The organism is Streptomyces sp. NPDC052052, assembly GCF_040680455.1.
Taxonomy (GTDB): Bacteria; Actinomycetota; Actinomycetes; order Streptomycetales; family Streptomycetaceae; genus Streptomyces.
Genome location: NZ_JBFAWU010000001.1, coordinates 146,971 through 171,072, shown reverse-complemented (window position 1 = coordinate 171,072; position 24,102 = coordinate 146,971). Strand labels below are relative to the sequence as shown.

At 72.0% G+C, this 24,102-nt stretch carries 20 protein-coding genes; 10 read left to right on the top strand and 10 right to left on the bottom strand.

What is annotated here, in order from left to right:
• Window position 1 precedes the first annotated feature (1 nt).
• Genes AB0L71_RS00740 through rsmH form a run of 3 tightly spaced genes read right to left on the bottom strand, consistent with a single transcriptional unit; the run spans window position 2 to window position 3,579 of the window.
• Window positions 2–1,981 carry a penicillin-binding protein 2 gene (locus AB0L71_RS00740; protein ID WP_365236344.1) on the bottom strand — a complete coding sequence of 660 codons (1,980 nt, stop codon included), beginning with the start codon at window positions 1,979–1,981 and terminating at the stop codon, window positions 2–4.
• Window positions 1,982–1,985: 4 nt separating this feature from the next.
• The gene (locus AB0L71_RS00735; protein WP_365236342.1) at window positions 1,986–2,564 is read right to left on the bottom strand and encodes a septum formation initiator; all 579 of its coding nucleotides are present in this window, start codon (window positions 2,562–2,564) and stop codon (window positions 1,986–1,988) included.
• Window positions 2,565–2,613: 49 nt separating this feature from the next.
• The gene (rsmH, locus tag AB0L71_RS00730; protein ID WP_365236340.1) at window positions 2,614–3,579 is read right to left on the bottom strand and encodes a 16S rRNA (cytosine(1402)-N(4))-methyltransferase RsmH; all 966 of its coding nucleotides are present in this window, start codon (window positions 3,577–3,579) and stop codon (window positions 2,614–2,616) included.
• Window positions 3,580–3,959: 380 nt separating this feature from the next.
• Between rsmH and AB0L71_RS00725 the strand changes: the two genes are divergently transcribed.
• From AB0L71_RS00725 to AB0L71_RS00710, 4 genes are all read left to right on the top strand, one after another.
• Window positions 3,960–4,523 (top strand): carbonic anhydrase, encoded by a 564-nt coding sequence (locus AB0L71_RS00725; protein ID WP_365236339.1) that lies wholly within the window; start codon window positions 3,960–3,962, stop codon window positions 4,521–4,523.
• Window positions 4,524–4,762: 239 nt separating this feature from the next.
• Window positions 4,763–5,809: a MoxR family ATPase gene (locus tag AB0L71_RS00720; protein WP_365236337.1), complete on the top strand. Its 1,047-nt coding sequence runs from the start codon at window positions 4,763–4,765 to the stop codon at window positions 5,807–5,809.
• Window positions 5,809–7,194, top strand: a complete 1,386-nt coding sequence (locus AB0L71_RS00715) for a DUF58 domain-containing protein (protein WP_365236335.1) — start codon at window positions 5,809–5,811, stop codon at window positions 7,192–7,194. The genes AB0L71_RS00720 and AB0L71_RS00715 overlap by 1 nt, the downstream gene beginning before the upstream one ends.
• A complete protein-coding gene (locus AB0L71_RS00710) occupies window positions 7,191–9,596 on the top strand; it encodes a DUF3488 and transglutaminase-like domain-containing protein (protein WP_365236333.1) in 2,406 nt (801 codons plus the stop codon). Before AB0L71_RS00715 ends, AB0L71_RS00710 begins: the two co-directional genes overlap by 4 nt.
• A 245-nt stretch (window positions 9,597–9,841) precedes the next feature.
• Here AB0L71_RS00710 and AB0L71_RS00705 read toward each other — a convergent pair whose 3' ends face one another.
• From AB0L71_RS00705 to AB0L71_RS00695, 3 genes are all read right to left on the bottom strand, one after another.
• Window positions 9,842–10,231, bottom strand: a complete 390-nt coding sequence (locus AB0L71_RS00705; protein ID WP_365236331.1) for a DUF3040 domain-containing protein — start codon at window positions 10,229–10,231, stop codon at window positions 9,842–9,844.
• A gap of 295 nt (window positions 10,232–10,526) precedes the next feature.
• Window positions 10,527–11,285, bottom strand: coding sequence for a methyltransferase (locus AB0L71_RS00700; RefSeq protein ID WP_365236329.1), 759 nt, complete (start codon window positions 11,283–11,285; stop codon window positions 10,527–10,529).
• Window positions 11,286–11,387: 102 nt separating this feature from the next.
• Window positions 11,388–11,915, bottom strand: coding sequence for an SAV_6107 family HEPN domain-containing protein (locus AB0L71_RS00695; protein WP_365236327.1), 528 nt, complete (start codon window positions 11,913–11,915; stop codon window positions 11,388–11,390).
• 166 nt (window positions 11,916–12,081) lie between these two features.
• On the opposite strand from AB0L71_RS00695, the gene AB0L71_RS00690 reads away from it, so the two are divergent.
• The 5 genes from AB0L71_RS00690 to AB0L71_RS00670 all read left to right on the top strand — a co-directional run bounded on the left by AB0L71_RS00690 (window position 12,082) and on the right by AB0L71_RS00670 (window position 18,125).
• A complete protein-coding gene (locus AB0L71_RS00690; RefSeq protein WP_365236325.1) occupies window positions 12,082–12,888 on the top strand; it encodes an ATP-binding cassette domain-containing protein in 807 nt (268 codons plus the stop codon).
• Complete coding sequence (locus AB0L71_RS00685) at window positions 12,860–14,947, top strand: YhgE/Pip domain-containing protein (RefSeq protein WP_365236324.1); 2,088 nt, start codon at window positions 12,860–12,862, stop codon at window positions 14,945–14,947. The genes AB0L71_RS00690 and AB0L71_RS00685 overlap by 29 nt, the downstream gene beginning before the upstream one ends.
• A 29-nt stretch (window positions 14,948–14,976) precedes the next feature.
• A complete protein-coding gene (locus tag AB0L71_RS00680; RefSeq protein WP_365236322.1) occupies window positions 14,977–15,588 on the top strand; it encodes a TetR/AcrR family transcriptional regulator in 612 nt (203 codons plus the stop codon).
• Window positions 15,589–15,958: 370 nt separating this feature from the next.
• The gene (locus AB0L71_RS00675; RefSeq protein WP_365236320.1) at window positions 15,959–16,576 is read left to right on the top strand and encodes a DUF4126 domain-containing protein; all 618 of its coding nucleotides are present in this window, start codon (window positions 15,959–15,961) and stop codon (window positions 16,574–16,576) included.
• Window positions 16,577–16,607: 31 nt separating this feature from the next.
• Entirely contained in the window at window positions 16,608–18,125 is a 1,518-nt protein-coding gene (locus AB0L71_RS00670; protein WP_365236318.1) for an NAD(P)/FAD-dependent oxidoreductase, read from the top strand.
• Window positions 18,126–18,174: 49 nt separating this feature from the next.
• Here AB0L71_RS00670 and AB0L71_RS00665 read toward each other — a convergent pair whose 3' ends face one another.
• From AB0L71_RS00665 to AB0L71_RS00650, 4 genes are all read right to left on the bottom strand, one after another.
• Window positions 18,175–19,068 carry a hypothetical protein gene (locus AB0L71_RS00665; protein WP_365236316.1) on the bottom strand — a complete coding sequence of 298 codons (894 nt, stop codon included), beginning with the start codon at window positions 19,066–19,068 and terminating at the stop codon, window positions 18,175–18,177.
• A 50-nt stretch (window positions 19,069–19,118) separates the two neighbouring features.
• The gene (gene metF / locus AB0L71_RS00660; protein ID WP_365236314.1) at window positions 19,119–20,036 is read right to left on the bottom strand and encodes a methylenetetrahydrofolate reductase [NAD(P)H]; all 918 of its coding nucleotides are present in this window, start codon (window positions 20,034–20,036) and stop codon (window positions 19,119–19,121) included.
• Window positions 20,037–20,200: 164 nt separating this feature from the next.
• Entirely contained in the window at window positions 20,201–20,566 is a 366-nt protein-coding gene (locus tag AB0L71_RS00655; RefSeq protein WP_365236312.1) for an Rv2175c family DNA-binding protein, read from the bottom strand.
• A 65-nt stretch (window positions 20,567–20,631) separates the two neighbouring features.
• The gene (locus AB0L71_RS00650) at window positions 20,632–21,885 is read right to left on the bottom strand and encodes an FAD-dependent oxidoreductase (protein ID WP_365236310.1); all 1,254 of its coding nucleotides are present in this window, start codon (window positions 21,883–21,885) and stop codon (window positions 20,632–20,634) included.
• A 310-nt stretch (window positions 21,886–22,195) separates the two neighbouring features.
• Here AB0L71_RS00650 and pknB point away from each other — a divergent pair, with 310 nt between their 5' ends.
• Window positions 22,196–24,100: a Stk1 family PASTA domain-containing Ser/Thr kinase gene (gene pknB, locus AB0L71_RS00645; RefSeq protein ID WP_365236308.1), complete on the top strand. Its 1,905-nt coding sequence runs from the start codon at window positions 22,196–22,198 to the stop codon at window positions 24,098–24,100.
• Window positions 24,101–24,102: the final 2 nt, after the last annotated feature.

Sequence of the window (24,102 nt, the reverse complement as noted above, 5' to 3'; positions counted from 1 at the left end):
TTCACTCGCCGGGATCGAAGGACACCGGCAGCCGTGCTGGCTTGCTGCCGGACGGTGGGGTCTGGAGCGTCTTGAGGGCGAACTCCATGACCTGCTTGTAGATCGGTCCGCAGGTCTGACCGCCGAAGTGGCTGCCCTTGGTCGGGTTCTGAATCGCACAGTAGACGGTGATCTGCGGATCGTCGGCGGGTGCGAAACCCGCGAAGGAGGCGGTGTAGCCGCGGTAGCCGCCGCGTACCGGATCGACCCGGTTGGCCGTACCGGTCTTGCCCGCCACGCGGTAGCCCGGGATCTGGGCCTTCGTTCCGGTGCCCTCCTCGTCGCTGACCACCGACTCCAGCATGGTGGCGAGCGTCTTGGCCGTCTTCTCGCTGACCACCCGGGTGCGTTCGGGTGCGGGGGCGGCCTCGAAGCGGCCGTCCGGGCCCGTGGTGCCGCGTACCAGCGTGGGCGCCACCCGGACCCCGCCGTTGGCGATGGTCGAGTAGATGGAGGCTGCCTGCATGGCGTTGAGCGAGAGGCCCTGGCCGAACGGGATCGTGTACTGCTGCGAGGTCGACCAGTCCCCCGGCTTGGCGAGGATGCCGGGGGTCTCGCCCGGGTAGTCGAGGCCGGTCGGCGATCCGATCCCGAACTTGCGCAGGTAGGAGTAGAGGACCTTGTTGGCCTCGGCCTGGGTGCTGCCGAGCTCTCCGGTGGCCAGGATGGTGCCGATGTTGGACGACTTGGCGAGTACGCCGTTGAGCGTGAGGGACCAGGTCTCGTGGTCGATGTCGTCCTTGAAGAGCCGGTCGCCGCGGTGCAGCCGGTTGGGGACGGTGACATGGGTGCCGGGGGTGGCGACTCCCTCCTCCAGCACGGCGGCCATGGACATGACCTTGCTGGTGGAGCCGGGCTCGTACACGTCCTGGAGCGCCGCGTTGCCCAGCGACGCCGCGTCGGCCTTCGAGAGGTCGTTGGGGTCGAAGCCGGGCGCGTTGGCCATGGCGAGGACCTCGCCGGTCCTGGTGTTCTGCACGATCACGTAGCCGCGGTCCGCCTTGGACTTCTTCACCTGGTCGGTGATGGCCTGCTGGGCTGCCCACTGGATGTCGCGGTCGATGGTCAGCTCGATGTCGGACCCGGCGACGGCGGGGACCTCCTCGGTCCCCGCGGTGGGCACCCGGCGCCCGCCGGACTGGGCGTACTTGATCTTGCCGTCCTCGCCCGCGAGCTCCTTGTCCAGCTTTGATTCGAGGCCGCCGGCGCCGTCGCCCTCCGCGTTGACGTAACCGAGTATCCCGGCGGCGAGTCCCCCGTTGGGGTAGACCCGCTTGGTCGTCGCCTCCTGGAAGACCCCGGCCAGCACGTTGGCTCCGGCGCCGCCGGCCGCCTTGTCCTTGTCGGCCTTCTCGGCGAAGACGGATTTGAGGTCCTTGATCTGCTTCCAGACCTGTGGGGTCTGGCGGCGGGCCAGGACGGTGTAGCGGCCCTTCCCGGACAGCTTCTCGGTCAGCTCGGTGGCGTCGACGCCGAGGATCGGGGCGAGGAGCGCAGCCGCCTGCTGGGGCGCGTCCGGGGCCTTGCTGATCTCCGGTGTGAACATCGACGGGTCGGCGGTGATGTCATAGGCGTCGACGCTGGTGGCCAGCGCGATACCGCTGCGATCGGTGATCTCGCCGCGTTCGGCGGAGATCGTGTAGCTGAGGTAGCGGTTCTCCTTGGCCTTGGCCGCGTACGCGGAGGCGTCGACGGCCTGCACCTGGAGGAGCCGGACGACGAACGTCAGCATGACCAGGGTCAGGGCGAGGCTGACGAGACGGAGCCGGGGGCGCGGGCTGCCGAGCCGGAGGGGGCGCGCGGACCGGTTGCGCGGTGCGCGGGCGCGGGGCGCCGGGGACGACGGGCGTCGGGCGGCGGGGCGGGGGCGCCCCTGGCCGGCCACGCTGCGGGGACGTGCGGGGCCCGGGACCCGGCGCCGCGGTGGTTCCTTGGAAGGCACTGCATCACCTGCCGGGGCTCGTCGAGGGCTGGTTTGCCGGGGTGCTCGGCCCGGACGGGGTCGCGGAGCTGCCAGGTTTCACGACGGCGCCCGACGGAACGGCCGATCCGGGCTTCGCGTCGCCCGAAGGAGTGGCGGAGGCCGAGGCGGCGGGCGAGGCGGTGGCGGACACGTCAGGGGTGGGCTTCGGTGCCCGCGTCGTGGGGATCGGCTGGGCGCTGGCCTCGACGGGTACGCCGCGGACCTTGCCGTCGAGGCCGAGGAAGGCGGGGTTGCCGCCGGGCACCATGCCCAGCTCGCGGGCGCGCCGCTCCAGCGCGTCCGGCTCGGAGAAGCTGTCGACGTCGCGCTGGAGGGCCTGCTGCTCGTCCGTGAGCTCGGTGGTCCGCTTCCTCAGCTCGCTCAGCCTGAACGATCCTTCGTTGAGGGCCGAGTTGAGCACCAGCAGCGTGATGAGACCGCCGCCGAGGAGCAGCACGACCAGCAGGACGAAGGGGGTGCGGGCCGCGTTGACGGGCCCGGTCGGCATCAGCCGGACGAGCCGCTCGGCCCGCCCTCTCAACTGCCCGGCCGGTCTGCTCACCGGGCGGCCCCCGGCGTCGCCGGTGTCCGGGTTCCCGGGCGCCGCTCGCTCATCGCTCCTCCTCGCGGATCCGCTGGGCGCCGCGCAGCCGGGCGGGGGCGGCGCGCCGGTTCTCGGCGACCTCCTCCTCGGTGGGCAGCTCGGCGCCGCGGGTCAGCAGCTTCAGCCGGGGCTGGTAACGCTCGGGCACGACAGGCAGTCCGGGCGGTGCCGTGGTGGCGGCACCCGCCGCGAAGACCTGCTTGACCAGCCGGTCCTCCAGCGAGTGGTACGAGAGGACGGCGATGCGACCGCCCACCGCGAGGCTCTGCACCGCGGCCGGAATGGCCCGCTCCAGGACGGAGAGCTCCCCGTTGACCTCGATGCGCAACGCCTGGAAGGTTCGCTTGGCGGGGTTGCCGCCGGTGCGCTTGGCGGCCTGCGGCAGGGAGTCACGGATCAGCTCGACGAGCCGGGCGCTGTTGCTGAACGGCTTCTTCTCGCGCTCGCGCACGATCGCGGAGACGATCCGCTTGGCCTGCTTCTCCTCGCCGTACGCCCGCAGGATCCGTACCAGTTCGCCCGGCGGATACGTGTTGAGCACCTCGGCGGCACTGATGCCGGTCGTCTGGTCCATACGCATGTCGAGCGGAGCGTCCTGGGCGTACGCGAATCCGCGCTCGGCCTCGTCCAGCTGCATGGAGGAGACGCCGAGGTCGAACAGGACGCCCTGGACCTTGGGGATGCCGAGCCGGGCCAGCACCTCGGGAAGTTCGTCGTAGACCGCGTGCACCAGGGTCGCCCGGTCTCCGTAGGGGGCGAGCCGTTCGCCGGAGAGGCGCAGCGCCTCCTTGTCCCGGTCCAGGGCGATCAGCCGTACGGACGGGAAGGTGGAGAGCAGCGCCTCGCTGTGTCCGCCGAGGCCGAGGGTGCAGTCGACGACCACGGGCTGCGGCGGGCCGGACGGCTCCAGAGCCGGGGCCAACAGGTCCAGGCACCGCTGGAGCATCACCGGGACGTGTCGGGTCTGGCTCATGCGCCCTCTCAGGCTCAGGTCCCGCGTGGCGGCACGTACGGCCTGGTCCCCGCCCGCTCCGAAGGGGAGGCCGGCCGGCGCCGGGGAAGAGGCGTCGGTCGACCGGCGAGCGGGAGAGGGCCGGGCCGTACGTGCGCCGCACACACGGGGAAAATCTACGGAATGTGCAGGGTGTCGGTACTTCCCGTCACTTTAGTCCACCCTGCCATTCGAGCTGTTCCTGATCAATCAGCCGGGCAGCGCGTCGTCCCGCCCGCTGTATCACCCGGCCGAACCAACCGCCGCGGAGCTTGTGGGGTAGCTCACAACAAGCCTTGTCGACGTTCTTTGTCCGTTCCCTCCGCACGTCGGGACCAAGGGGGAGGACTACGGTCATAGGCATGTCGACTTCCGCTCAGCCCCCTGCCCACCCCTCCGCGTCCGCCTCCGACCAGGCCCGCACCGGCGGCACCGTCACCGACCGCCTCGTCGAGGCGAACGCCCGGTACGCCACCGCCTTCGAAGACCCGGGCATGGACGCCAAGCCGGTACTCCGTGTCGCCGTCGTCGCCTGCATGGACGCCCGGCTCGACCTGCACGACGCGCTCGGCCTGTCGCTCGGCGACTGCCACACCATCCGCAACGCGGGCGGCGTGGTCACCGATGACGTGATCCGTTCGCTGACCATCAGCCAGCGGGCCCTCGGCACCAGCAGCATCATCCTCATCCACCACACGAACTGTGGCCTGGAATCGCTCACCGAGGAGTTCCGCCAGGAGCTGGAGGCGGAGGTCGGCCAGCGTCCGGTCTGGGCGGTCGAGGCGTACAGCGACGCCGACCAGGACGTCCGCCAGTCGATGCAGCGCGTGCGCACGTCGCCCTTCCTGCTGCACACCGACGACGTCCGCGGCTTCGTCTTCGATGTGACCACCGGCCTGCTGCGCGAGATCCAGCCCGCCTCCTGACCGCCGAGGCGGCGCCCGGCAGCCACCGATAACCTCATCGACCCCGACATATCTCCCCCACTTGTCCACAGGCGAGTGACACGGAGCGGCAACGCCAACAAGAATGCACATGTGGCGTCTCGCCGGACATTCCCGAGGAGGCGGCCGCGTGTCGGGGTGGGCCGCGCTGTGTGCGCGTCGGTCCGTGGACTGGGGTCCCGTGCTCCTGGTGAGCGCGGGACAGGGCCGAGGAGGGCCGGGTGACGACCTATGACGATCGAGCGAGCCTCACAGATCTGACCACGACCGCGGACCGGGTGCGCAGGTCGGTGGAGAGCGTGATCGAGGGCAAGCCCGAGGTCGTACGGCTCGCGCTGACCGTGCTGCTGGCCGAGGGCCACCTTCTCATCGAGGACGTCCCGGGCGTCGGCAAGACGATGCTGGCCAAGGCGCTGGCGCGGTCCATCGACTGCTCGGTGCGGCGCATCCAGTTCACGCCGGACCTGCTGCCCTCGGACATCACCGGCGTGTCGGTCTTCGACCAGCAACGGCGCGACTTCGAGTTCAAGCCGGGTGCGATCTTCGCCCAGATCGTGATCGGTGACGAGATCAACCGGGCCTCGCCCAAGACCCAGTCCGCGCTGCTGGAGTCGATGGAGGAGCGCCAGGTCACCAGCGACGGGCACACGTACGAACTGCCCGACCCGTTCATGGTGGTGGCCACCCAGAACCCGGTGGAGATGGAGGGCACCTATCCGCTTCCCGAGGCCCAGCGCGACCGCTTCATGGCCCGGGTGTCGATCGGCTACCCGAGTGCGGACGCCGAGCTGCGGATGCTCGATGTGCACGGCGGGGTCTCGCCGCTCGACAATCTGCAGCCGGTGGCCCACGCACACGACATCGTGAAGCTGATCGACGCCGTGCGGACGGTCCATGTGGCCGAGGCCGTGCGGCGGTACGCGGTGGAGCTCGTCGCGGCCACCCGCAGCCACTCCGATCTCCGGCTCGGTGCGTCGCCACGGGCCACCCTGCATCTACTGCGCGCCGCGAAGGCCGCCGCGGCGCTGAGCGGCCGGGACTACTGCCTGCCGGACGATGTGCAGGCGCTGGCGGTCGCGGTGCTCGCACACCGGTTGCTGCCGACGGCACAGGCCCAGCTGAACCGCCGTACGGCGGAGCAGGTCGTGCTGGAGATCGTGCAGCAGACGCCGGTGCCCACCGCCGGTGGCGTCGCCCAGGTGCAGTCCCAGCATCGGCCGGGCCGTCCGGCCTACGACCGGCAGCCTCCCGGCGTACGGCGGGTGTGATGACCTCCGGGGGGCCGGCGACGATGGACGACGCGGACGACAAGGGCCGTCTGCGGGCCGCGCTGAGCGGTCTGACCACGCGCGGGCGGTCCTTCCTCGCGGCCGGTGCCGCCGCGGCGGTCTGCGCCTATGCGCTGGGGCAGCCGGATCTGCTGCGGGTCGGGCTGCTGCTCGCCGTCCTGCCGCTCGTCTGTGTCGTGGCGCTCGTGCGCACCCGTTACCGCGTCACGGGCACCCGGCGGCTCTCGCCGTCCCGGGTGCCCGCGGGCACGGAGGCGCGGGTCCATCTGCGGGTGGAGAACGTCGCGCGGCTGCCGACCGGCCTGCTGATGCTGCAGGACCGGGTGCCCTATGTGCTCGGACCACGGCCCCGGTTCGTGCTGGACCGGGTGGAGGCGGGCGGTCTTCGCGAGGTCTCCTACCGGGTGCGGTCGGATCTGCGCGGACGCTATCCGCTGGGGCCGTTGCAGCTGCGGCTGACCGATCCGTTCGGCATGTGCGAGCTGACCCGTTCGTTCAGCACGTACGACACCCTGGTCGTCCTTCCGCGGACCGAGCCACTGCCTCCGGTGCGGCTGGCGGGCGAGGCGTCCGGGTACGGCGAGGGACGCCGGCGCTCGCTCGCACTCGCCGGTGACGACGACGTGATTCCGCGCGGCTACCGGCACGGCGACGATCTGCGCCGGGTCCACTGGCGCTCCACCGCACGCTACGGCGAACTGATGGTGCGGCGTGAGGAGCAGCCGCAGCGGGCCAGGTGCACCGTGCTGCTGGACACCCGGCGGATCGCCTATCGGGGGACGGGGCCCGACTCCGCCTTCGAGTGGGCGGTGTCCGCGGCGGCGTCCGCGGCGGCGCACATGCTGGAGCGCGGCTTCGCGGTCCGGCTGCTGACCGACGACGGCACCGCCGTGCCGGGCGAGGGCGAGGAGGGCTTCGCCGGATCGACGCAGGAGGCCGCCGACTTCGCGGGGCTGATGATGGAGACCCTGGCGGTGGTCGGCCACTCGGACGGAGGCAGTCTGTCCCGCGCCCACGACGTGCTGCGCGGCGGCAACGAAGGACTGCTGATCGCCTTTCTCGGTGATCTGGACGAGGAGCAGGCGGCAGTGGTGGCCCGGATGCGGCAGCGCAGTGGCGGCGCCGTCGCGTTCGTGCTGAGCAGCATGGGCCGGGAGCGGGGCGGAGCCGCGCCGGTGGGGGCGGACACGGTGTCCGAGCGGCGGCTGCGGCTGTTGCGCGAGTCGGGCTGGACCGTGGTGGAGGTGACACCGGGGACAGGGCTCGCCGGGTACTGGCAGCAGGCGGGGCAGCAGGGCCTGGCCCCGCAGTCCGCTGCCGGCACCGCGGACGGCACGACGGGCTTCTTCGGGGGGTGGTCATGAGCGGGCGTGGCCGGCTGACGTGGTGCGCCGGCGCGGCGACGCTGATGGCCGCGGGCTCGATGCTGCCGCTGGTCGAGCCGGCCAGATGGATTCTGCAGGCCGCGCTGTTGCTGGCGGTCCAGAGCGGGACGGGCGCGCTCGCCCGCCGGGCGCCGATGCCTCGGGTGCTGATCGTCTCGGTGCAGTTGCTGGTCAGCCTGGTTCTGCTGACGGCGGTGTTCGCCAGGGCCCAGGCGCCGGCCGGCTTCCTGCCGGGACCCGAGGCCGTTCAGCGGCTCGCGGATCTGCTCACGGCGGGTGCCGAGGACGTCGGCAGGTACGCCGCTCCGGCGCCTGCGACGGACGGTATCCGGCTGATGCTGATCGGCGGTGTGTTGCTGGTCGGCCTGGTCGTGGACACCCTCGCTGTGACCTTCCGCAACGCGGCACCGGCCGGTCTGCCGCTCCTCGCGCTGTACTCGGTCGCCGCGGGCCTGTCCGGGGGCGGGACGCACTGGCTCTGGTTCCTGCTCGCGGCCGGCGGCTATCTGCTGCTTCTGCTGGCCGAGGGACGGGAACGGCTCTCCCAGTGGGGGCGGGTCTTCAGCGGTGCGTCCGGGCGCCCGGGCGGTGCGGACCGGGACCGCCCGACGGCCCCGGTCCGCACCGGCCGCCGCATCGGCGCGCTGGCGCTGGGCATCTCACTGGCCGTGCCGACGGCGCTGCCCGCGCTCGACAGCGGTCTGCTGGCCGGTACGGGCGGCACGAACGGCAAGGGGGGCGGCGGCGGGACCATCTCCGCGGTCAACCCCCTGGTCTCGCTGCAGGACAACCTGAACCAGCCGGAGAACCGGGAGGTGCTGTCCTACCGCACCGACTCCGGTGATCCGCAGGGCTTCTATCTGCGGATCCTGGCCCTGGACGAGTTCGACGGGAACGAGTGGCGGCCCTCCACGCGCCGGCTGAAGAGCGTACCGAAGCAGCTCCCGGCCCCGGAGGGCCTCGGTCCGGACGTCACGGTCACGGAGGTCAGATCGAAGATCTCCGCGTCCGGCTCCTACCAGCAGACGTACCTGCCACTCCCCTATCCGGCGACCGAGGTCAGCATCGACGGACGCTGGCGGTACGAGCCGGCGGGACGGACGCTCGTCGGGGACCGCGGGGAGACGACTCGCGGTGCGCAGTACGAAGTCTCCAGTCTGCTGGTCCGGCCGACCGCCGATCAGCTCGCCGGGGCAGCACCGCCGCCGGCCGATCTGCAGCGTGAGTACACCCGCGTCCCCGACTCCCTGCCGAAGGTGGTCGGCCGGACCGCGGACGAGGTGACGAAGGGCTCTGCCAACAACTTCGAGCGGGCGGTGAGGCTGCAGGACTTCTTCGCCTCGGACGGCGGATTCACCTACGACACCTCGGTGCGCTCGGGCACCGGGAGCGCGGCGATCGGCCGGTTCCTGGAGGACAAGCGGGGCTTCTGCGTCCACTTCTCGTTCACGATGGCCGCGATGGCCCGGACGCTGGGCATTCCGGCGCGGGTCGCGGTGGGCTTCACTCCCGGTACCACGCAGGCGGACGGCTCGGTGTCGGTGGGGCTGCGCGATGCGCATGCCTGGCCGGAGCTGTATTTCGAGGGCGTCGGGTGGACTCGTTTCGAGCCGACTCCGACGCGGGGCAGCGCTCCGTCCTACTCCCGGTCGGACACCCCGGCCGGCGGCGCGTCCGACCCGGTCCTGCCGGATGTGGACACATCGGCCGTTCCGACGGTCGCACCGTCCGCCTCCGAGACCTGCCCGGCCCAGATGCGCAAGCAGGGCGAGTGCGACAGTTCGGCGGCGCCCGGGGTGGTGGCCCCGACGGATTCCGGGACGCCGACCGGCGCGGTACTGGCCCTGGTCCTGGCCGCTCTGGTGGTCCTGACACTGCCGATGCTGCCGATGCTCCGGCGACTACGGGTACGCAGGCTCAGGTTGAGTCACTCCGCGGGTCGTGCGCCCGCGGACGCGTCGGCCAGAACGCTGGCGGCCTGGCAGGAGATCATCGACACCGCGTGGGACCACGGAATCGAGCCGGACGAGTCCCGGACCCCGCGGACGACGGCGGCGCGGGTGGTGCGGCTGGGGCAGCTCGACCCCGACGGGGCCGCCGCGGTGCACCGGGTGGCGGGGGCGGTGGAGCAGGTGCTCTACGCCCCGGAACCACGGCCGGGTACCGGCCTGGCCCGGGACGTGGAAGCGGTACGGACGGGCCTGCGGGCGTCGGCCAGCCGGTTCGCCCGGATCCGCGCAGTCGCGGCCCCGCGCTCGACCGTTCGGGTGATCTGGGCGGCGTCGGATCGGTGGGCGGCGTTCACCGGCAGATGGGCGGCCGGGTGGCAGCGGGTGCGGTGGACGGACCGGCTGCGGCGGCCGTCCCGCCAGCAGGGGTGACCAGGGGCGCAGCAGCCCGCCCACGGTCCTTGGCCACGGGGCCCGGCGGACGCACCGGCTGCGGGGCCGCTCGGACCGCCGCCCGCTCTCCGGGCGCGCCCGAGAGGCCGGACACGGGACGTCGCGGACACGGGAACTCGTCGGCCCTGGGAACTCATTGACCCCGGGAACTCATCGGCCTCGGGGCATACGTGAGGGGCGGTCGCATCTCTGCGTCCGCCCCTCGACGAAGACATTCCGGGGGTCTAGTGCCCCTGCTCGTCACGTCTGCGCTGCCACCGTTCCTCGATGCGGTTCATCACGGTCCGGCGCTGCCTGGGCCGACGGCCCTGGCCGCCGTCTCCGGCCGCCTGCCGCTCACCCGGCTTGGGCGCCTTGCGCCAACCGGTGACCGCGAGGACCGCACAGCCGAGCATGACGAGGAACCCCACCACGCTGATCCAGATCTGCAGGGCCATTCCGGCCATGAGGAGCGCGATACCCACCAGAAAGCCTGCAACCGCCTGGTAGACCCGTCGCCGGGTGTACGTACGCAGCCCGCTTCCCTCGAGCGCTGTCGCGAACTTGGGATCTTCGGCGTACAGCGCTCGCTCCATTTGCTCGAGCATCCTCTGCTCGTGCTCCGAGAGCGGCACGGAGTCCTCCTCGTCGTCGGCCGCGGGGGCGACCGGTATGCGGCCCTTCCAGAATAGGCAGGGATTCGCCCCCGTGAAACCCGCCCTCTTTGTCGATCAGCCAGTCCGGGCCGCCATGACAGCTCAGCTGCTGAGGCGTTGATTCCCCGACGTCCGATCCGTCATGCCGGATGGTGTCCCTCGATCATACGGGGCGAAGCCCCCGATCGGGGGTCCTGGGGCGTACTCCGTCTGCGGCTGCGTCCCTGATCAACCGCGCTACGACCGAGCTACCACTCGCCCCGGGGCCCCGGGCTCAGCCGCGCTTGATGCCCAGAACGTGCAACTGCGTCGCGACCGAGTGGAATGCGGGCAGTTCGGCGACGGCCGCCTCCAGCTTGAGCAGGGCTTCCATGGCGCCGGGCTCGGTGTCCACCAGGACGCCCGGCACGAGGTCGGCGAAGACCCGTACGCCGTGGACCGCGCCGACCTCCACGTCCACCGCGGAGACCAGATCGGTGAGCTGCTCCGAGGTGTAACGCCGGGGCACCGGGTCGCCGGCGCCCCAGCGGCCCGCGGGGTCGCTGAGCACCTGCCGGGCCTCGGTGAAGTGACCGGCGAGCGCCCGCGCCAGGACCGCGCCGCCGAGCCCGGCGGCGAGCAGGCTGAGCGCTCCGGCCGGCCGGAGCGCCTCGACCGCGTTGCGCACGCCCTCGGCCGGGTCGTCGACGTACTCCAGGACCCCATGACACAGCACCGCGTCGTAACCACCGCGCTCGACGACGTCGAACAGGCCGTGGATGTCCCCCTGGACCCCGTGGACGCGGTCGGCGACCCCGGCCTCGGCGGCACGGCGCTCCAGAGCGAAGAGCGCGTTCGGACTCGGGTCGACGACGGTGACCCGGTGGCCGAGACGGGCTACCGGAACAGCGAAGTTCCCGGTGCCGCCACCGCTGTCCAGGACATCGAGGGTGTCCCTACCGGTCGTCTTCACCTGGCGGTCGAGGGCGTCCTTCAGGACTTCCCAGACCACGGCGGTACGGAGGGAGGCGCGGGGGCGCGGCTGGTCCGACACGGCAGATGACTCCTCGGCACGGTGCCGCTGCTGGCGGCAGAGCGTGAACGGTGCAGGTGGTACTGGTGCTGTCCACCCTATTGCCTCCCGCTCCGGACGCCGTCATTGCGCGTCGGGCCGCTCCCTCCGGGCCTGGGGAAGCACCGGCTGAAGCATCAGCAGCCGCTCGACCAGGCGGAGGAACATCGCGGCGTCACGCAGCAGGTCGTCCGCGTCCCGCCGACTGGCCGCGCCCGGCAGACCGGCCTCCGCCCGGGCCCTGCGTCCCGCGCCGGAGGCGAACAACGCGCTCCACTCGGTCAGTTCGGGCGCTGTTTCCGGGAGGACCTCCCAGGCGCTGCGGATCCTCTCCCGGCCCCGCCGGGAGGTCTCGGGGCGGCCGCGGACGGCGAGCACGGCGGCGGCGGTGCGCAGCGCGGCGAGGTGGGCGGTGGCGTACCGCTCGTTCGGCACATCGAGAACGGCTGCTTCGTCGAGGCCCGCGCGGGCCTGGGCGAGCAGTTCGAGGGCGGCGGGCGACGCCGCGGTACGGCGCGGAACCGGATGGACGCCGTGTGCCGGGCCGGTCGGTGAGGGGGCAGGGCCGTCTGCGCGGCGCCGGGGTGCGGCTGCGGCGGACGAGTGGGCCATGACGAAACCTCCTGTCTCGTGCAACGACTCCGTGGCCGTCTGTACCCATCGTGACGGGCACCACTGACAGTTGACCTCGAACCCCCGTGACCTGGCCTTTTGCATCGACCGCAGGTTCGGGTTACTTTTTGCACTGACCAGTCAGTTCAAAAACAGGGGGACGTCTGTGGACAGCCCGCACGGGGCAGCTGTCACCGCCGAGGACTTCGGGCTCAAGGGGCCGCGCGGCTGGGTCTTCCGGGGCGTGGACATCGAGGCCGGGCCCGGTTCGCTCGTGGCCGTCGAAGGCCCCTCCGGCTCCGGCCGGACCTGCCTGCTGCTCGCCCTCACCGGCCGGATGCGCCCCACCGAGGGCCGGGCGGAGATCGGCGGGCTCCGCCTGCCCCGGCAGATGGCCGCCGTACGCCGTATCAGCGCCCTGGGCCCGGTACCCGGGGTCAACGAACTCGACCCGGCCTTCACCGTCGCCGAGCACCTGCGCGAACGGGCCCTGCTGCAGCGCCGCTTCGACGGTTCGCTGCGCGCCCTCCTCCGCCCGCGCGCCGAGCGCACCGCCGCCGCGCGCGGACGGATCGACGCCGCGCTGGACGCCGCCGGACTCGACCTCGTCACCCTGCCCAAGGCCGAGCGGACCTCGGTACGGGATCTGGAGCGGCTGGAGGCGCTGCGCCTGTCCGTCGCCCTCGGACTGATCGGCCGGCCACGGCTGCTCGCGGTGGACGACACCGACCTCAAGCTCTCCGACGCCGAACGGGCCCAGGCCTGGGAGCTCCTGCGTTCCGTCACGGACAACGGGACGACCGTGCTCGCCGCGTGCAGCCAGGCACCCCGGGACGCCGTCATCGTCCCCACCGGCGCGACGACCGCGCCGGCGCCGGCGGACGCCCCGACGGACGCAGCGGACACCGCAGCCGGGAAGAACACGACCGAGGAGGGAGCGGACGATGCGTTCGCCGAGACTCGCCGCGCTTGAGCTGAAGCGTTTCGGCAGGGGAAGGCTGCCGGTCGCGGCGCTCATCGCGCTCCTGCTGCTGCCCCTGCTCTACGGCGCCCTGTACCTGTACTCCTTCTGGGACCCGTACAGCCGCCTCGACCGGATCCCGGTCGCGCTGGTCAACGACGACAAGGGCGCCACAGCCGCGGGACGGCACCTCGCGGTCGGGGACGAGATCACCGGCAAGCTCCTCGACTCCAAGACCTTCGAGTGGCACGAGGTGAGCGCCTCCGAGGCCCGCAGGGGCGTCGAGGACGGCACGTACTACCTCTCGCTCACCATGCCGTCGGACTTCAGCAGGCGGATCGCGTCCAGTTCGGGCGACTCCCCCGCGACCAGTGCGCTCCGGGTCCGGACCAACGACGCCAACAACTACATCGTCGGGCAGATCTCCCGGACGGTGTTCTCGGAGGTGCGCACGGCGGCGTCGACGAACGTCTCGCGCGGCTTCCTGGACCGGATCTACCTCAGCTTCTCCGACCTCCACGACGCGACGGCGAAGGCCGCCGCGGGGGCCGACGACCTCAAGGGCGGCATCGGCCGGGCGAAGAAGGGCTCCGAGGACCTGGTGACCGGCCTCAAGGACGCCAAGGCCGGCAGCAGCAGCCTGGCCGACGGGATCGTCAAGCTGAACAAGGGGGCCGACGACCTCAGGACCGGCTCCCGTCAGGTGGCCGCCGGTACCCAGCAGCTCGCCGACAGGGTCGACGGGGTGGCGGCCGCCGTCCGCCCGTTCCTGAAGGACAACGGCACGTCCATCGGCGACACCGCCCGGCTTGTCTCCGGCACCGCGCAGACCGTGCGGAACAACCTGGACCTGCTGGTGGAGTCGGCGCCCGCCGCGGCCACGGCCGCCCACAAGGCCTCCGACGACCTGGCCGAGGTCCACCGCACCCGTTGCACGGAGCAGCCGGCCGCCGACCCCACCGTCTGCCCGCCGCTGGAACGGGCGAAGACCGCGGCGGCCGATGTCGCGAAGGTCGCCGACGACGTGAACGCGCTGGTCACCAACGAGAACGGCGATCTGAAGAAGCTGCGCAGCCGGCTGACCGCTCTTCAGCAGAAGGCCGACGACCTGGCCGAGAACGCCCCGCACCTGGACGAGGACCTGGAGTCCGCGGTGAAGAAGGTCGACGCGCTCAACACCGGCGCCCACAAGGTCGCCGCAGGGGCGGAGGCACTGCACACGGGCCTGGTCTCGGCCAGGACCGGCTCCGCCGACCTCGACACCGGGGTGAGCAATCTGAGGAAGGGCGCGGACGACCTGGACGGCGGGCTGGTCCGGCTCGGCGACGGTTCGGCCTCGCTCGCCCAGGGGCTCGACGACGGTGTCGGCAAGATCCCCGACTACGACAAGAAGGACCGTGACGCGCGGACGGACGTCATGGCCGACCCGGTGCGGCTGGCCGCCACGTCCCTGCACAAGGCCCCCAACTACGGCACCGGCTTCGCCCCGTACTTCATCCCGCTCTCCCTCTGGGTCGGTGCGATGGTCGCGTACATGCTGATCCAGCCGCTCAACCGGCGTGCGCTCGCGGCCGGGGCCTCCGCCTGGCGGATCGCCTTCGCCGGCTGGCTGCCGGTGGCCGCGCTCGGACTGCTGCAGGTGGCGGCGCTGATGTCCGTACTGCACTGGGGACTCGGTCTGCAGATGGCCCGTGCCGCCGGGACGATCGGCTTCCTGGCCCTGGTGACCTGCTGCTTCGCGGCGGTCATCCAGTGGCTCAACGCCCGGTTCGGGGCTGCGGGACGGATTCTCGTGCTGGCCGTCCTGATGCTCCAGCTGACCTCGGCCGGGGGGACGTACCCCGTCCAGACCAGCCCCGGGTTCTTCAACGCCATCCACCCCTACCTGCCGATGAGCTACGTCGTCGAGGGGCTGCGCCGGCTGATCACGGGCGGCGGGCTCGGGCCCGTCTGGCAGGGCTGCGCGATCCTGCCGGCCTTCACGGCCGGGGCGCTCGCCCTGACTGCGGTCTCCGCACGCCGCAAGCAGGTATGGACCCTGGACCGGCTCCACCCCGAACTGAGTCTGTGAGCACAGGCCGACCTGTGAGAATCAGGACCATGGAAAGCAGCAGCACCACGCGGCGCCAGGCAACCCGGCAGAAGCTCTACGAGGCGGCCGTGACCCTCATCGCGGAGAAGGGCTTCTCGGCCACCACGGTGGACGAGATCGCCGAGCATGCCGGAGTCGCCAAGGGCACGGTCTACTACAACTTCAAGAGCAAGACCGAACTCTTCGAGGAGCTGCTGCGCCACGGCGTCGGCCTGCTCACCGCGTCACTGCGCGCGGCCGCGGAGGAGACCGAGGACCGCGGCGGCACCCGGGTCGAGGCCCTGGACGCGATGATCAGAGCCGGTCTGGCGTTCATCGACCGCTATCCCTCGTTCACCCAGCTGTACGTGGCGGAGCTGTGGCGCACCAACCGGGCGTGGCAGTCGACCCTCCTGGTACTGCGCCAGCAGGCCGTCGCCGTGGTCGAGGAGGTGCTGCGCGAGGGCGTGACGAGCGGTGAGCTGAGCGAGGAGATCGACATCACGCTGACCGCCGCCGCTCTCGTCGGCATGGTGCTGGTGGCGGCCCTGGACTGGCAGGCGTTCCAGCCGGAGCGGTCGATCGACGATGTGCACTCGGCGCTCTCGCTGCTGCTGCGCGGGCGGGTCAGCGGCCACTGACCCTCGAGGGTCCGGCCGGCTCACCGCAGCCCGGCCGCCCGGCACCCGACGCAACAGCGGACGCCGGTCCGGCGAGGCCCGGTCCCTCCGGGTCTGCGCCGCACCGGCGTCCGCTGCGGTGCCGGAGAGCCCTCCCCCGTTGTCCTCGGCTCTCCGTCCTGCTCCCCCGTGCCGGTGAGGAATGCCGCGTCCGTTCCGCCGCCCCGTGTCGGCGGTGCGGCGCCGCTTCCCTCTCCGCGCCGTCCACTCTGCCGTCCGCACCGGGGGGAGCCCATCCGCGCACCTACTCATGTCGTCGCATGGGTACGGATACTCAGCACCGCGCGCCGCCCCCTCCGATTCGTCCCCCGTCTGGCTTACGATCGCGTCCGTGTCCGTACTCCCTCTGGTTTTCACAAGCGGCTGGGCGAGCGGGATCAACGCCTACGCGGTGGTCCTGCTGCTCGGTCTCTTCGGCGCCACCGGATTCAGCGACGAGGTGCCCGCAGCGCTGCAACGCACCGATGTCCTCGTCGTGGCCGGTGTGCTCTTCCTGTGCGAGGTGGTGGCGGACAAGATCCCGTACGTGGACACGGTCTGGGACGCGGTGCACACCGTCGTCAGGCCGGTCGCCGGCGCCGTGGTGGCCGCCCTGCTGGCCGGCGAGAGCGGTTCGCTGCCGGAACTCGCGGCCGGGGCCGTCGGGGGCTCCACCGCGCTGATGAGCCATCTGGTGAAGGCCGGTACCAGGATGGCGGTCAACACCTCCCCCGAGCCGTTCAGCAACGTCGCGCTGAGCACCGTCGAGGACCTGGGTGTCGCCGGGATCATCACCTTCGCGCTCTTCCATCCGCTGGCGTCCGCGGTCATCGCCGCCGCACTGCTCCTGCTCGGCCTGGTGACCCTGGTCTTCCTGGCTTCCCGCATCCGCCGGTACCTGCGCCGCAGGACCCTGCGGCGCGAGGAGAGACGCCTGGCCGAGGCGGGTCCGCCCTGGCCACTGGACTGAGTGCCGCGGGCCGCCCGTTAAGGTCACTGACATGGCACGTATTGCGGTGATCGGCGCCGGGATGGGCGCGATGGCGGCGGCCGCCCGGCTCGCCGTGGCAGGCCACGAGGTGGTGGTGTACGAACGGTCGGGGACCTTCGGCGGCTCGGTCGGCCGGTACACCCACGAGGGCTTCGCCTTCGACACCGGCCCCACGCTGCTGCATCTGCCCGCGGTCTACCGCGACCTTTTCGTGAAGACGGGCAAGGAGCCGCTGGAGCGGTGCGTCACCCTGACCCAGGTCGATCCGGCGAGCCGCCACGTCTTCGCGGACGGCACGGCGGTCTCGCTGCCGAACGCCACCCGGGCCGGGGTGGTCGCCGCCCTGGACACCGCCCTCGGGGGCGGCGCGGGCGCGGCCTGGGGCGCGTTCCTCGACCGGGCACGCGATGCCTGGGACCGGTCCCGGCGTCCCCTGCTGGAGGAGCCGTTGCGCGCCGACTGGCAGGTACTCGGCCGTGATCCGTATCCGGCGCTCCGGCAGCGGCGGCTGCTGCGGTCCGCCCGTCGGGCGGACACGGTGGCGGAGGTCGGCGCATGGGAGCTGCCGGACCCCCGGCTGGCCGCCCTCCTCGACGGGTACGCCCTGTCCTACGGGCTGGACCCGCTGCGCGCCCCGGCGGCGGCGGCCCTGCTGCCGTACATGGAGGAGACCTTCGGCAGCTGGTACGTCCAGGGCGGGATCCGGGCCCTGGCGCAGGCGGTCCACGAACGGTGCCTGGCCCGGAAGGTGGAGTTCGTCCTCGGCGCCGAGGTGGTCCGGGTCGTCGAGAAGGACGGCCGGGCGGCAGGCGTCGAGCTCCGGGACGGGACGGTGGCCGAGGCCGACCACGTGGTGCTCGGGGCCCGTCCGCACCCGGGCCTGGTCCCCGGTCAGACGCTGTGGCGGGACGGTGATGTCACGGTGCGTCCGCGGCCCGGTCAGGAGGTGGTGCCGGGCCGCTTCCAGGTCCTGCTGTCGCTGCGCGGCGGCCGCCCGGCGGATGCGGTGCACCGGACCCTGGTGCACCCGGCGGACGGTGCGGCGGAACGCGAGGCGGTGTTCGGTGGGCGGCTCGCGAGTCGTCCCACGGTGACGGTGCTGCGCCCGGACGACCGGTCGACCCGTCCGGACGACGCGCACGAGGCGGTGACGCTGATGGCGACGGTCGCCCCGCACGGGGCGGTGGACTGGACGGACCCGGCGCTGCGCGAGCGGTGTGCCGACACGCTGATCGAGACGGCCGCAGCGGTCGTACCCGGCTTGCGGGAGCGGCTGCTCCACGCCGAGGTGCGGACCCCGGCCGAGACGGCGGCCGACACGGGGGCCGAGGGCGGCTCGGTGCCCCCGCCCGCGCTGGCCGGGGCGGGCGGCACCCATCTGCATCCGGGCAATCGGACGCGGCTTCCGGGGCTCCACCTCGCGGGCGGCTGGTCGCACCCGGGGGGCGGGCTCGCCCACGCGGGGATGTCGGGGGCGCTGGTCGCCGGGCTGATCGTGGAGGGGGACGGTTTCCGGGGCTCCCAGTGAGGAGGAGGGAACCACCGGCCCCCGGTGGCCGAGCCCTGCGGGGCCGCGGTCAGTAGCGGTGGTACTGCTCGTTGTGGCCGGTTTCGTAGCCGCTCGGGTACGGGGCGGCCTGCTCCGGGGGCGCGGGCGGGTACTGCTCCCCGTCACGCTGCTGCGGCACCCAGACGCCGCCGGGCGGGGTCTCGACGGCGTACTGCTGGGCGTACGGATCGGTGGCGTACTGCTGCTGACCGTAGGTGTCGTACCCGCTGCCGTAGCCGTAGCCGTCGTACGGGGCGTACTGCGGGGAGTCGCCGGCGCTGCCGGTCCCGATGTACGGGTCGGAGTACGCGGCGTACTGCTGCTGCCCGGTGCCGTAGTCGTACGGTCCGGCAAAGGTGCCCTGGTCGGCGAAGGCGTCCTGACCTGCGTACGAGTCCTGGCCCGGAGCCGGATATGCGGTCGGGTCGGTGTAGGGGTCGTACGACGCGTACGCGGGCTGCTGCTCGGGCGTCGGGCTCTGGTTCTGTTCCTGCCGCAACTGCGGGTGGTCGCCGTAGACGCCGTACTGCCCGGTGTCGTCCGGCAGCGGCTGCGGCTCGTAGACCGAGGGGCGGGGGTCCTGCCCGTCGAACTCCGTCTCCAGCTCCGACACCTCCAGCGTGGGCTCGCGGTCGCCCGAGCCCCGGCGGCGACGGCTCTCGCCGGGGCTGCCCCCTATCGCCCAGCCGGTCGAGAAGCCGCGCCGGAAGGAGAGCGTGACGTACGTCTGACCGACCGCGAACGCGATCGCACCGATGGCGATCACGGCCACGGACGGCATCAGGACGCCGAGGACCACACAGCCGAAGCCCGCGAAGGCCAGCAGACGCCAGCGAAGACGCGCCTTGTACTGCAGGAGCACCTCGCCGAGCAGCCACAGCGCGACGATTCCGAACGCGATGTAGAGGACCGTCCAGCCCATGCCCGCCCCCTTCTACGGCCACCGCCCCGGATCGTGGCGGGTACGGCCGGTCACGACTGCCTGTGCAGTCCGAGATTCTCGTAGATCTCGAGCGTCGCCGTCGAGTTGTTGAGCGTGATGAAGTGCAGTCCGGGCACACCCTCGGATCGCAGTCTCGCGCAGAACCGCGTGGCGAAGTCGATGCCAATGGAGCGTACAGCGGCGGGATCGTCCTTGGCGGCGAGGATGCGTTCTTTCAGCTCGGAAGGGAAGGACGCGTTGCTGAGCTGCGCGAATCGATCCAGTTGTTTGACACTGGTGAGGGGCATGACCTCGGGAATGACCGGCGTTTCACAACCCGCAGCGACCACGCGATCACGCATCCGCAGATAGTCCTCCGGATCGAAGAACATCTGGGTGATCGCGAAGTCGGCACCGGCGCGGCACTTGTCCACGAAATGCCGGATGTCGGTGTCCCAGTCGGTCGAGCGCGGATGCATCTCGGGGAATGCCGCGACACCGACGCAGAAATCGCCGGATTCCTTGATGAGGCGGACGAGATCGGCCGCGTACCGCACACCCTGCGGGTGCTCGACCCACTCGCCCATCGGGTCGCCGGGCGGGTCTCCCCGGACGGCGAGGATGTTCCGGATTCCGGCGTCGGCGTACTGCCCGATCATGTTGCGCAGTTCGGCGACGGAATGGTTGACCGCCGTGAGGTGGGCGACCGGGGTGAGGGTGGAGTCGGCCGCGATCTGCTGGGTGGCCCTGACCGTCCCCGCCCGGGTCGAGCCACCGGCTCCGTAGGTCACGGAGACGAAGCTCGGCTGCACCGCCTCGACACGGCGCAGCGCGTTCCAGAGATTCCGCTCGCCCTTTTCGGTCTTGGGCGCCCAGAACTCGAACGAATAGGAAGTCTTGCCGGTCGCAAGGAGTTCACGCACCGTACGCGCGTGATCCGTCCTGGTAGAGGGAGTGCCAAGGGCCATACGGGCAGGTTAACCAGAGCACGACCGACACAGGACCGGACCGGATACATTTGCCCGATTTAGCCGGTTCTTTGTCCACCCTTCGGACACCTCACCGGATACGGGCGGGCCCGGCGTGCGGGCCGCGCGGTGTGCGCGGCCCGCACCTCGTCCATGGCCCGCGGTCAGACGGCGAGCGCCTGGGCGCGACGCTTCACCTCCGTACCGCGGTTCTCGCTCAGCGCCTGGGCAGGGGTGCCCGGCAGGGTCGGGTCGGGGGTGAAGAGCCATTCCAGCATCTCTTCATCGGAGAAGCCGTCGTCCCTCAGGAGCGTCAGGGTGCCGGAGAGGCCCTTGACCACCTTGTCGCCGGCGATGAAGGCGGCCGGCACCTGGAGCGCCCGGTTCTCACCACGGCGTACGGCGATCAGCTGGCCCTCCTTGACCAGCTGCCGTACACGTGTCACCTCGACATCGAGCATGTTCGCGATATCGGGAAGGTGGAGCCAGGCAGGGACGAGAGCATCGATTTTTGCGTCAATCTCGGTCACAGGGACAAGCGTGCCATCCGGGACCGACAGCCGGTAGCCGGGCCGACCGTACGGGGTGTACTCCGTCAGAGGGTTGCCGTCTTGAGTGGGACGGAGGGATCGGCGGCCCGCCCCTCGTCGAGCCGCGCCCCCGCCTCGATGAGCTTGCGTCCCTGCGCCAGATCGCGCGGCCGCCCGACGGCGAGGACCGCGACCAGGACGCCCTCCCGGAGCCAGCACACCGACCAGGAGGGGTCGGCCGGAGCGCCGCGCCACAGCAGGGTGTCGGCGCTCCCGTGATGGCCCGCGTACTGCACGAACCGGCCGAACTGCTCGGACCAGAAGTACGGCACGGGGTCGTACGTGACGGGTGCGCGATCGCCCCCGAGGCCCGCGCCGACGATGTTGGCGGCGGCGGTCCGCGGGCCCTGGAGGGCGTTGTCCCAGTGGTGGACCAGGAGGCGTTCGCCGTACCGGGCGGAAGGGAAGGAGGCGCAGTCGCCGACCGCGTAGACATCGGGGGCCGAGGTGCGCAGGCCTCCGTCGGCGGTCACCGATCCGTCGGGGCCGAGCGCGATGCCGGAGCCGGCCAGCCAGTCGGTGGCGGGCCGCGCCCCGATGCCCACGACGACCGCCCCGGCCGGGATCGTCCGGCCGTCCGCGAGGACCACCCGGCCCGGTTCGATGCGGGCGACCCGGGATCCGGTGAGGAGTTCGGCGCCGCTCTCGGCGTACCAGGCGGCCATCGGGGCGGCGACCTCGGCGGGCAGGACACCGGCGAGCGGCCGGTCGGCGGCCTCGACGACGGTCACCGCGCAGCCTGCGGCACGTGCCGCGGTGGCGAACTCGGCGCCGATCCAGCCCGCGCCGACGACCACGACGTCGTGCTGCTCGCCGAGGACCGGACGCAGCCGCGCCGCGTCGTCGAGGGTGCGCAGCAGATGGACACCGGGAACGCCTTCGGCGCCGGGCAGGACGACCGGTTCGGCGCCGGTCGCGATCACCAGGACGTCGTAGGGCACCGCCCCCGACGGAGTGTCCAGCTCATGGTCGCCCGGCCGCACACCGGTGACCTCGCGGCCCAGTTGCAGATCGATGTCCAGCGCCTGGAAGTCGACGTCGAAGGCGGAACCCTCGGCCGTGCCGAGCAGTATCGCCTTGGACAACGGGGGCCGGTCGTAGGGCTGGTGCGGTTCGGCGCCGATCAGGGTGACGGTCCCCGTGAAACCCTGTTCCCGCAGGGCCACCGCCGTCTGCACTCCGGCCATGCCCGCGCCGACGACGACGGCACGGCGCCCCGTCCGCCGGTCCGGCCGCTCCGACTGCTGCTGCTCGCTCACCCGTACACCTTAAGCATCTGACGAACCGTCAGGAAAGCGGGATCTCCTCGACCGTGTCCGTCGAGCGAACGGGCCACGGTGACTGCTCCCTTGTTGCGTCCGGTGATCGGGGTCCGGGGTGGCCACGGTAGTGCCACGCACGCATGCCGTCGTCCGGGCCCGGCGTTCCGGACACCGCCCGCACCCGGGCCCTCCGGGCCCCGTCGAACCCCATGGCCCCGCATGTCCCTGTCACGGATCGGCTGCAGTACTGCCCCGCCCCCGCCCCGGTCCGTGGGATGTGTCCCTCTCGGCTCGTAGACTCGCTTGCGTGGATACGACCCTCCAGGACCCTCTTGTCGGGCAGCTGCTCGACGGCCGCTATCGCGTCGATGCCCGCATCGCCGTGGGCGGCATGGCCACGGTCTACCGGGCCGTGGACACCCGGCTCGACCGGGTGCTGGCCCTCAAGGTGATGCACCCCGCGCTCGCCACGGACGCCGCGTTCGTCGAGCGTTTCATCCGCGAGGCCAAATCCGTGGCCCGGCTCGCGCACCCCAACGTGGTCGCGGTCTTCGACCAGGGCGCCCAGGGGCAGTACGTGTACCTCGCGATGGAGTACGTCGCGGGCTGCACCCTGCGCGACGTCCTGCGCGACCGCGGGGCCCTGCAGCCGAGGGCCGCGCTCGACATCCTGGAGCCGGTCCTGGCCGCCCTAGGCGCCGCGCACCGGGCGGGCTTCGTGCACCGCGACATGAAGCCGGAGAACGTCCTGATAGGGGACGACGGCCGGGTCAAGGTCGCCGACTTCGGTCTCGTGCGGGCGGTGGGCGCCGCCACCGACACCACCGGGACCGTCCTGGGCACCGTCTCCTACCTCGCCCCCGAACAGATAGAGCACGGCACGGCGGACACCCGCACCGATGTGTACGCCTGCGGGGTCGTCCTGTACGAGATGCTGACCGGCTCCAAGCCGCACACCGGTGAGACACCGGCCCAGGTCATCTACCAGCACCTCCACGAGGACGTCCCGGCTCCGTCGGCCGTCGTCCCGGGACTCCCGGTCGCCCTCGACGACCTGGTGGCGAGCTCCACCGCGCGCAACCCCGAGATCCGCCCGTTCGACGCGGTCGCCCTGCTCGCCGAGACCCGTGAGGCCCGCTCGGGCCTCACCGACGCCCAGCTGGATGCCGTACCGCCGCAGGCCCTGGCCGAGGCGCACGACGGCGCCGAGGACCGCACGAGCGTGATCCCGCGGCTGCTCCCGGCCGGCCAGGGTGTCGCCCACCACACCAGCCGGCTGGACATGCCCCTTCCGGCGGCCCCGCAGGCCCCGCGCCGTCGTGGTCCGCGGCGTTCCGTCATCGCCGCGGTCGTCGCCGTGCTGCTGGTGCTGGGGATCGGTACGGGTGTCTGGTACATCAACTCCGGACAGTTCACCCGGGTCCCCTCGCTGCTCGGCCAGACCGAGCAGACCGCTCGGGACCGGCTCTCGGACGCGGGCCTGGAACTCAAGGGCGTCAAGCGGTCCTACAGCGACACCGTCGACCGCGGCAAGGTCATCAGCAGCGACCCCGAGTCGGGTGCCCGTATCCGGGGGAACGACGCGGTGACGCTCACCGTCTCGCGCGGCCCCGAGATCGTGACCGTGCCGGACGTCCAGGATCTCCCGCTCGGGGACGCCAGACGCGCGCTGAAGAAGGCGGGCCTGGAGCCCGGCATGACCACCGAGGAGTTCAGCCAGGAGACGGCCCGGGGCGAGGTGATCCGCACGGACCCCGAGGCGGGCACCGAGCGCCACCCGGACTCCGCGGTCGCGCTCGTCGTCAGCAAGGGCGCCCCGGTCGACGTCCCCGATGTCACCGGGCTGTCCGTCGAGGACGCCACCGCCGCGCTGGACGAGGCGGGGCTGAAGGCGAAGGTGCTGCCCGACCGGATCAGCTCCCCCGAGGCCGCGGGCGACATCGCGCGCCAGTCCCCGGGCGAGGGCGCCGAGGCCGCCGAGGGCGACACCGTCACGCTCACGGTCTCCAAGGGCCCGCGGATGATCAACGTCCCGGACGTCACCGGGAAGGACGTCGACGACGCCAGGACGGAGCTGGAGGCCGCCGGCTTCGACGTCAAGGTCGACCGCCCGTTCCTCTCCTTCAGCGACACCGTCGGGAGCCAGTCCGTCCCCGGCGGCGAGCAGGCCCCCGAGGGCAGCACCATCACCGTCAAGACCAAGGGACTCTAGAT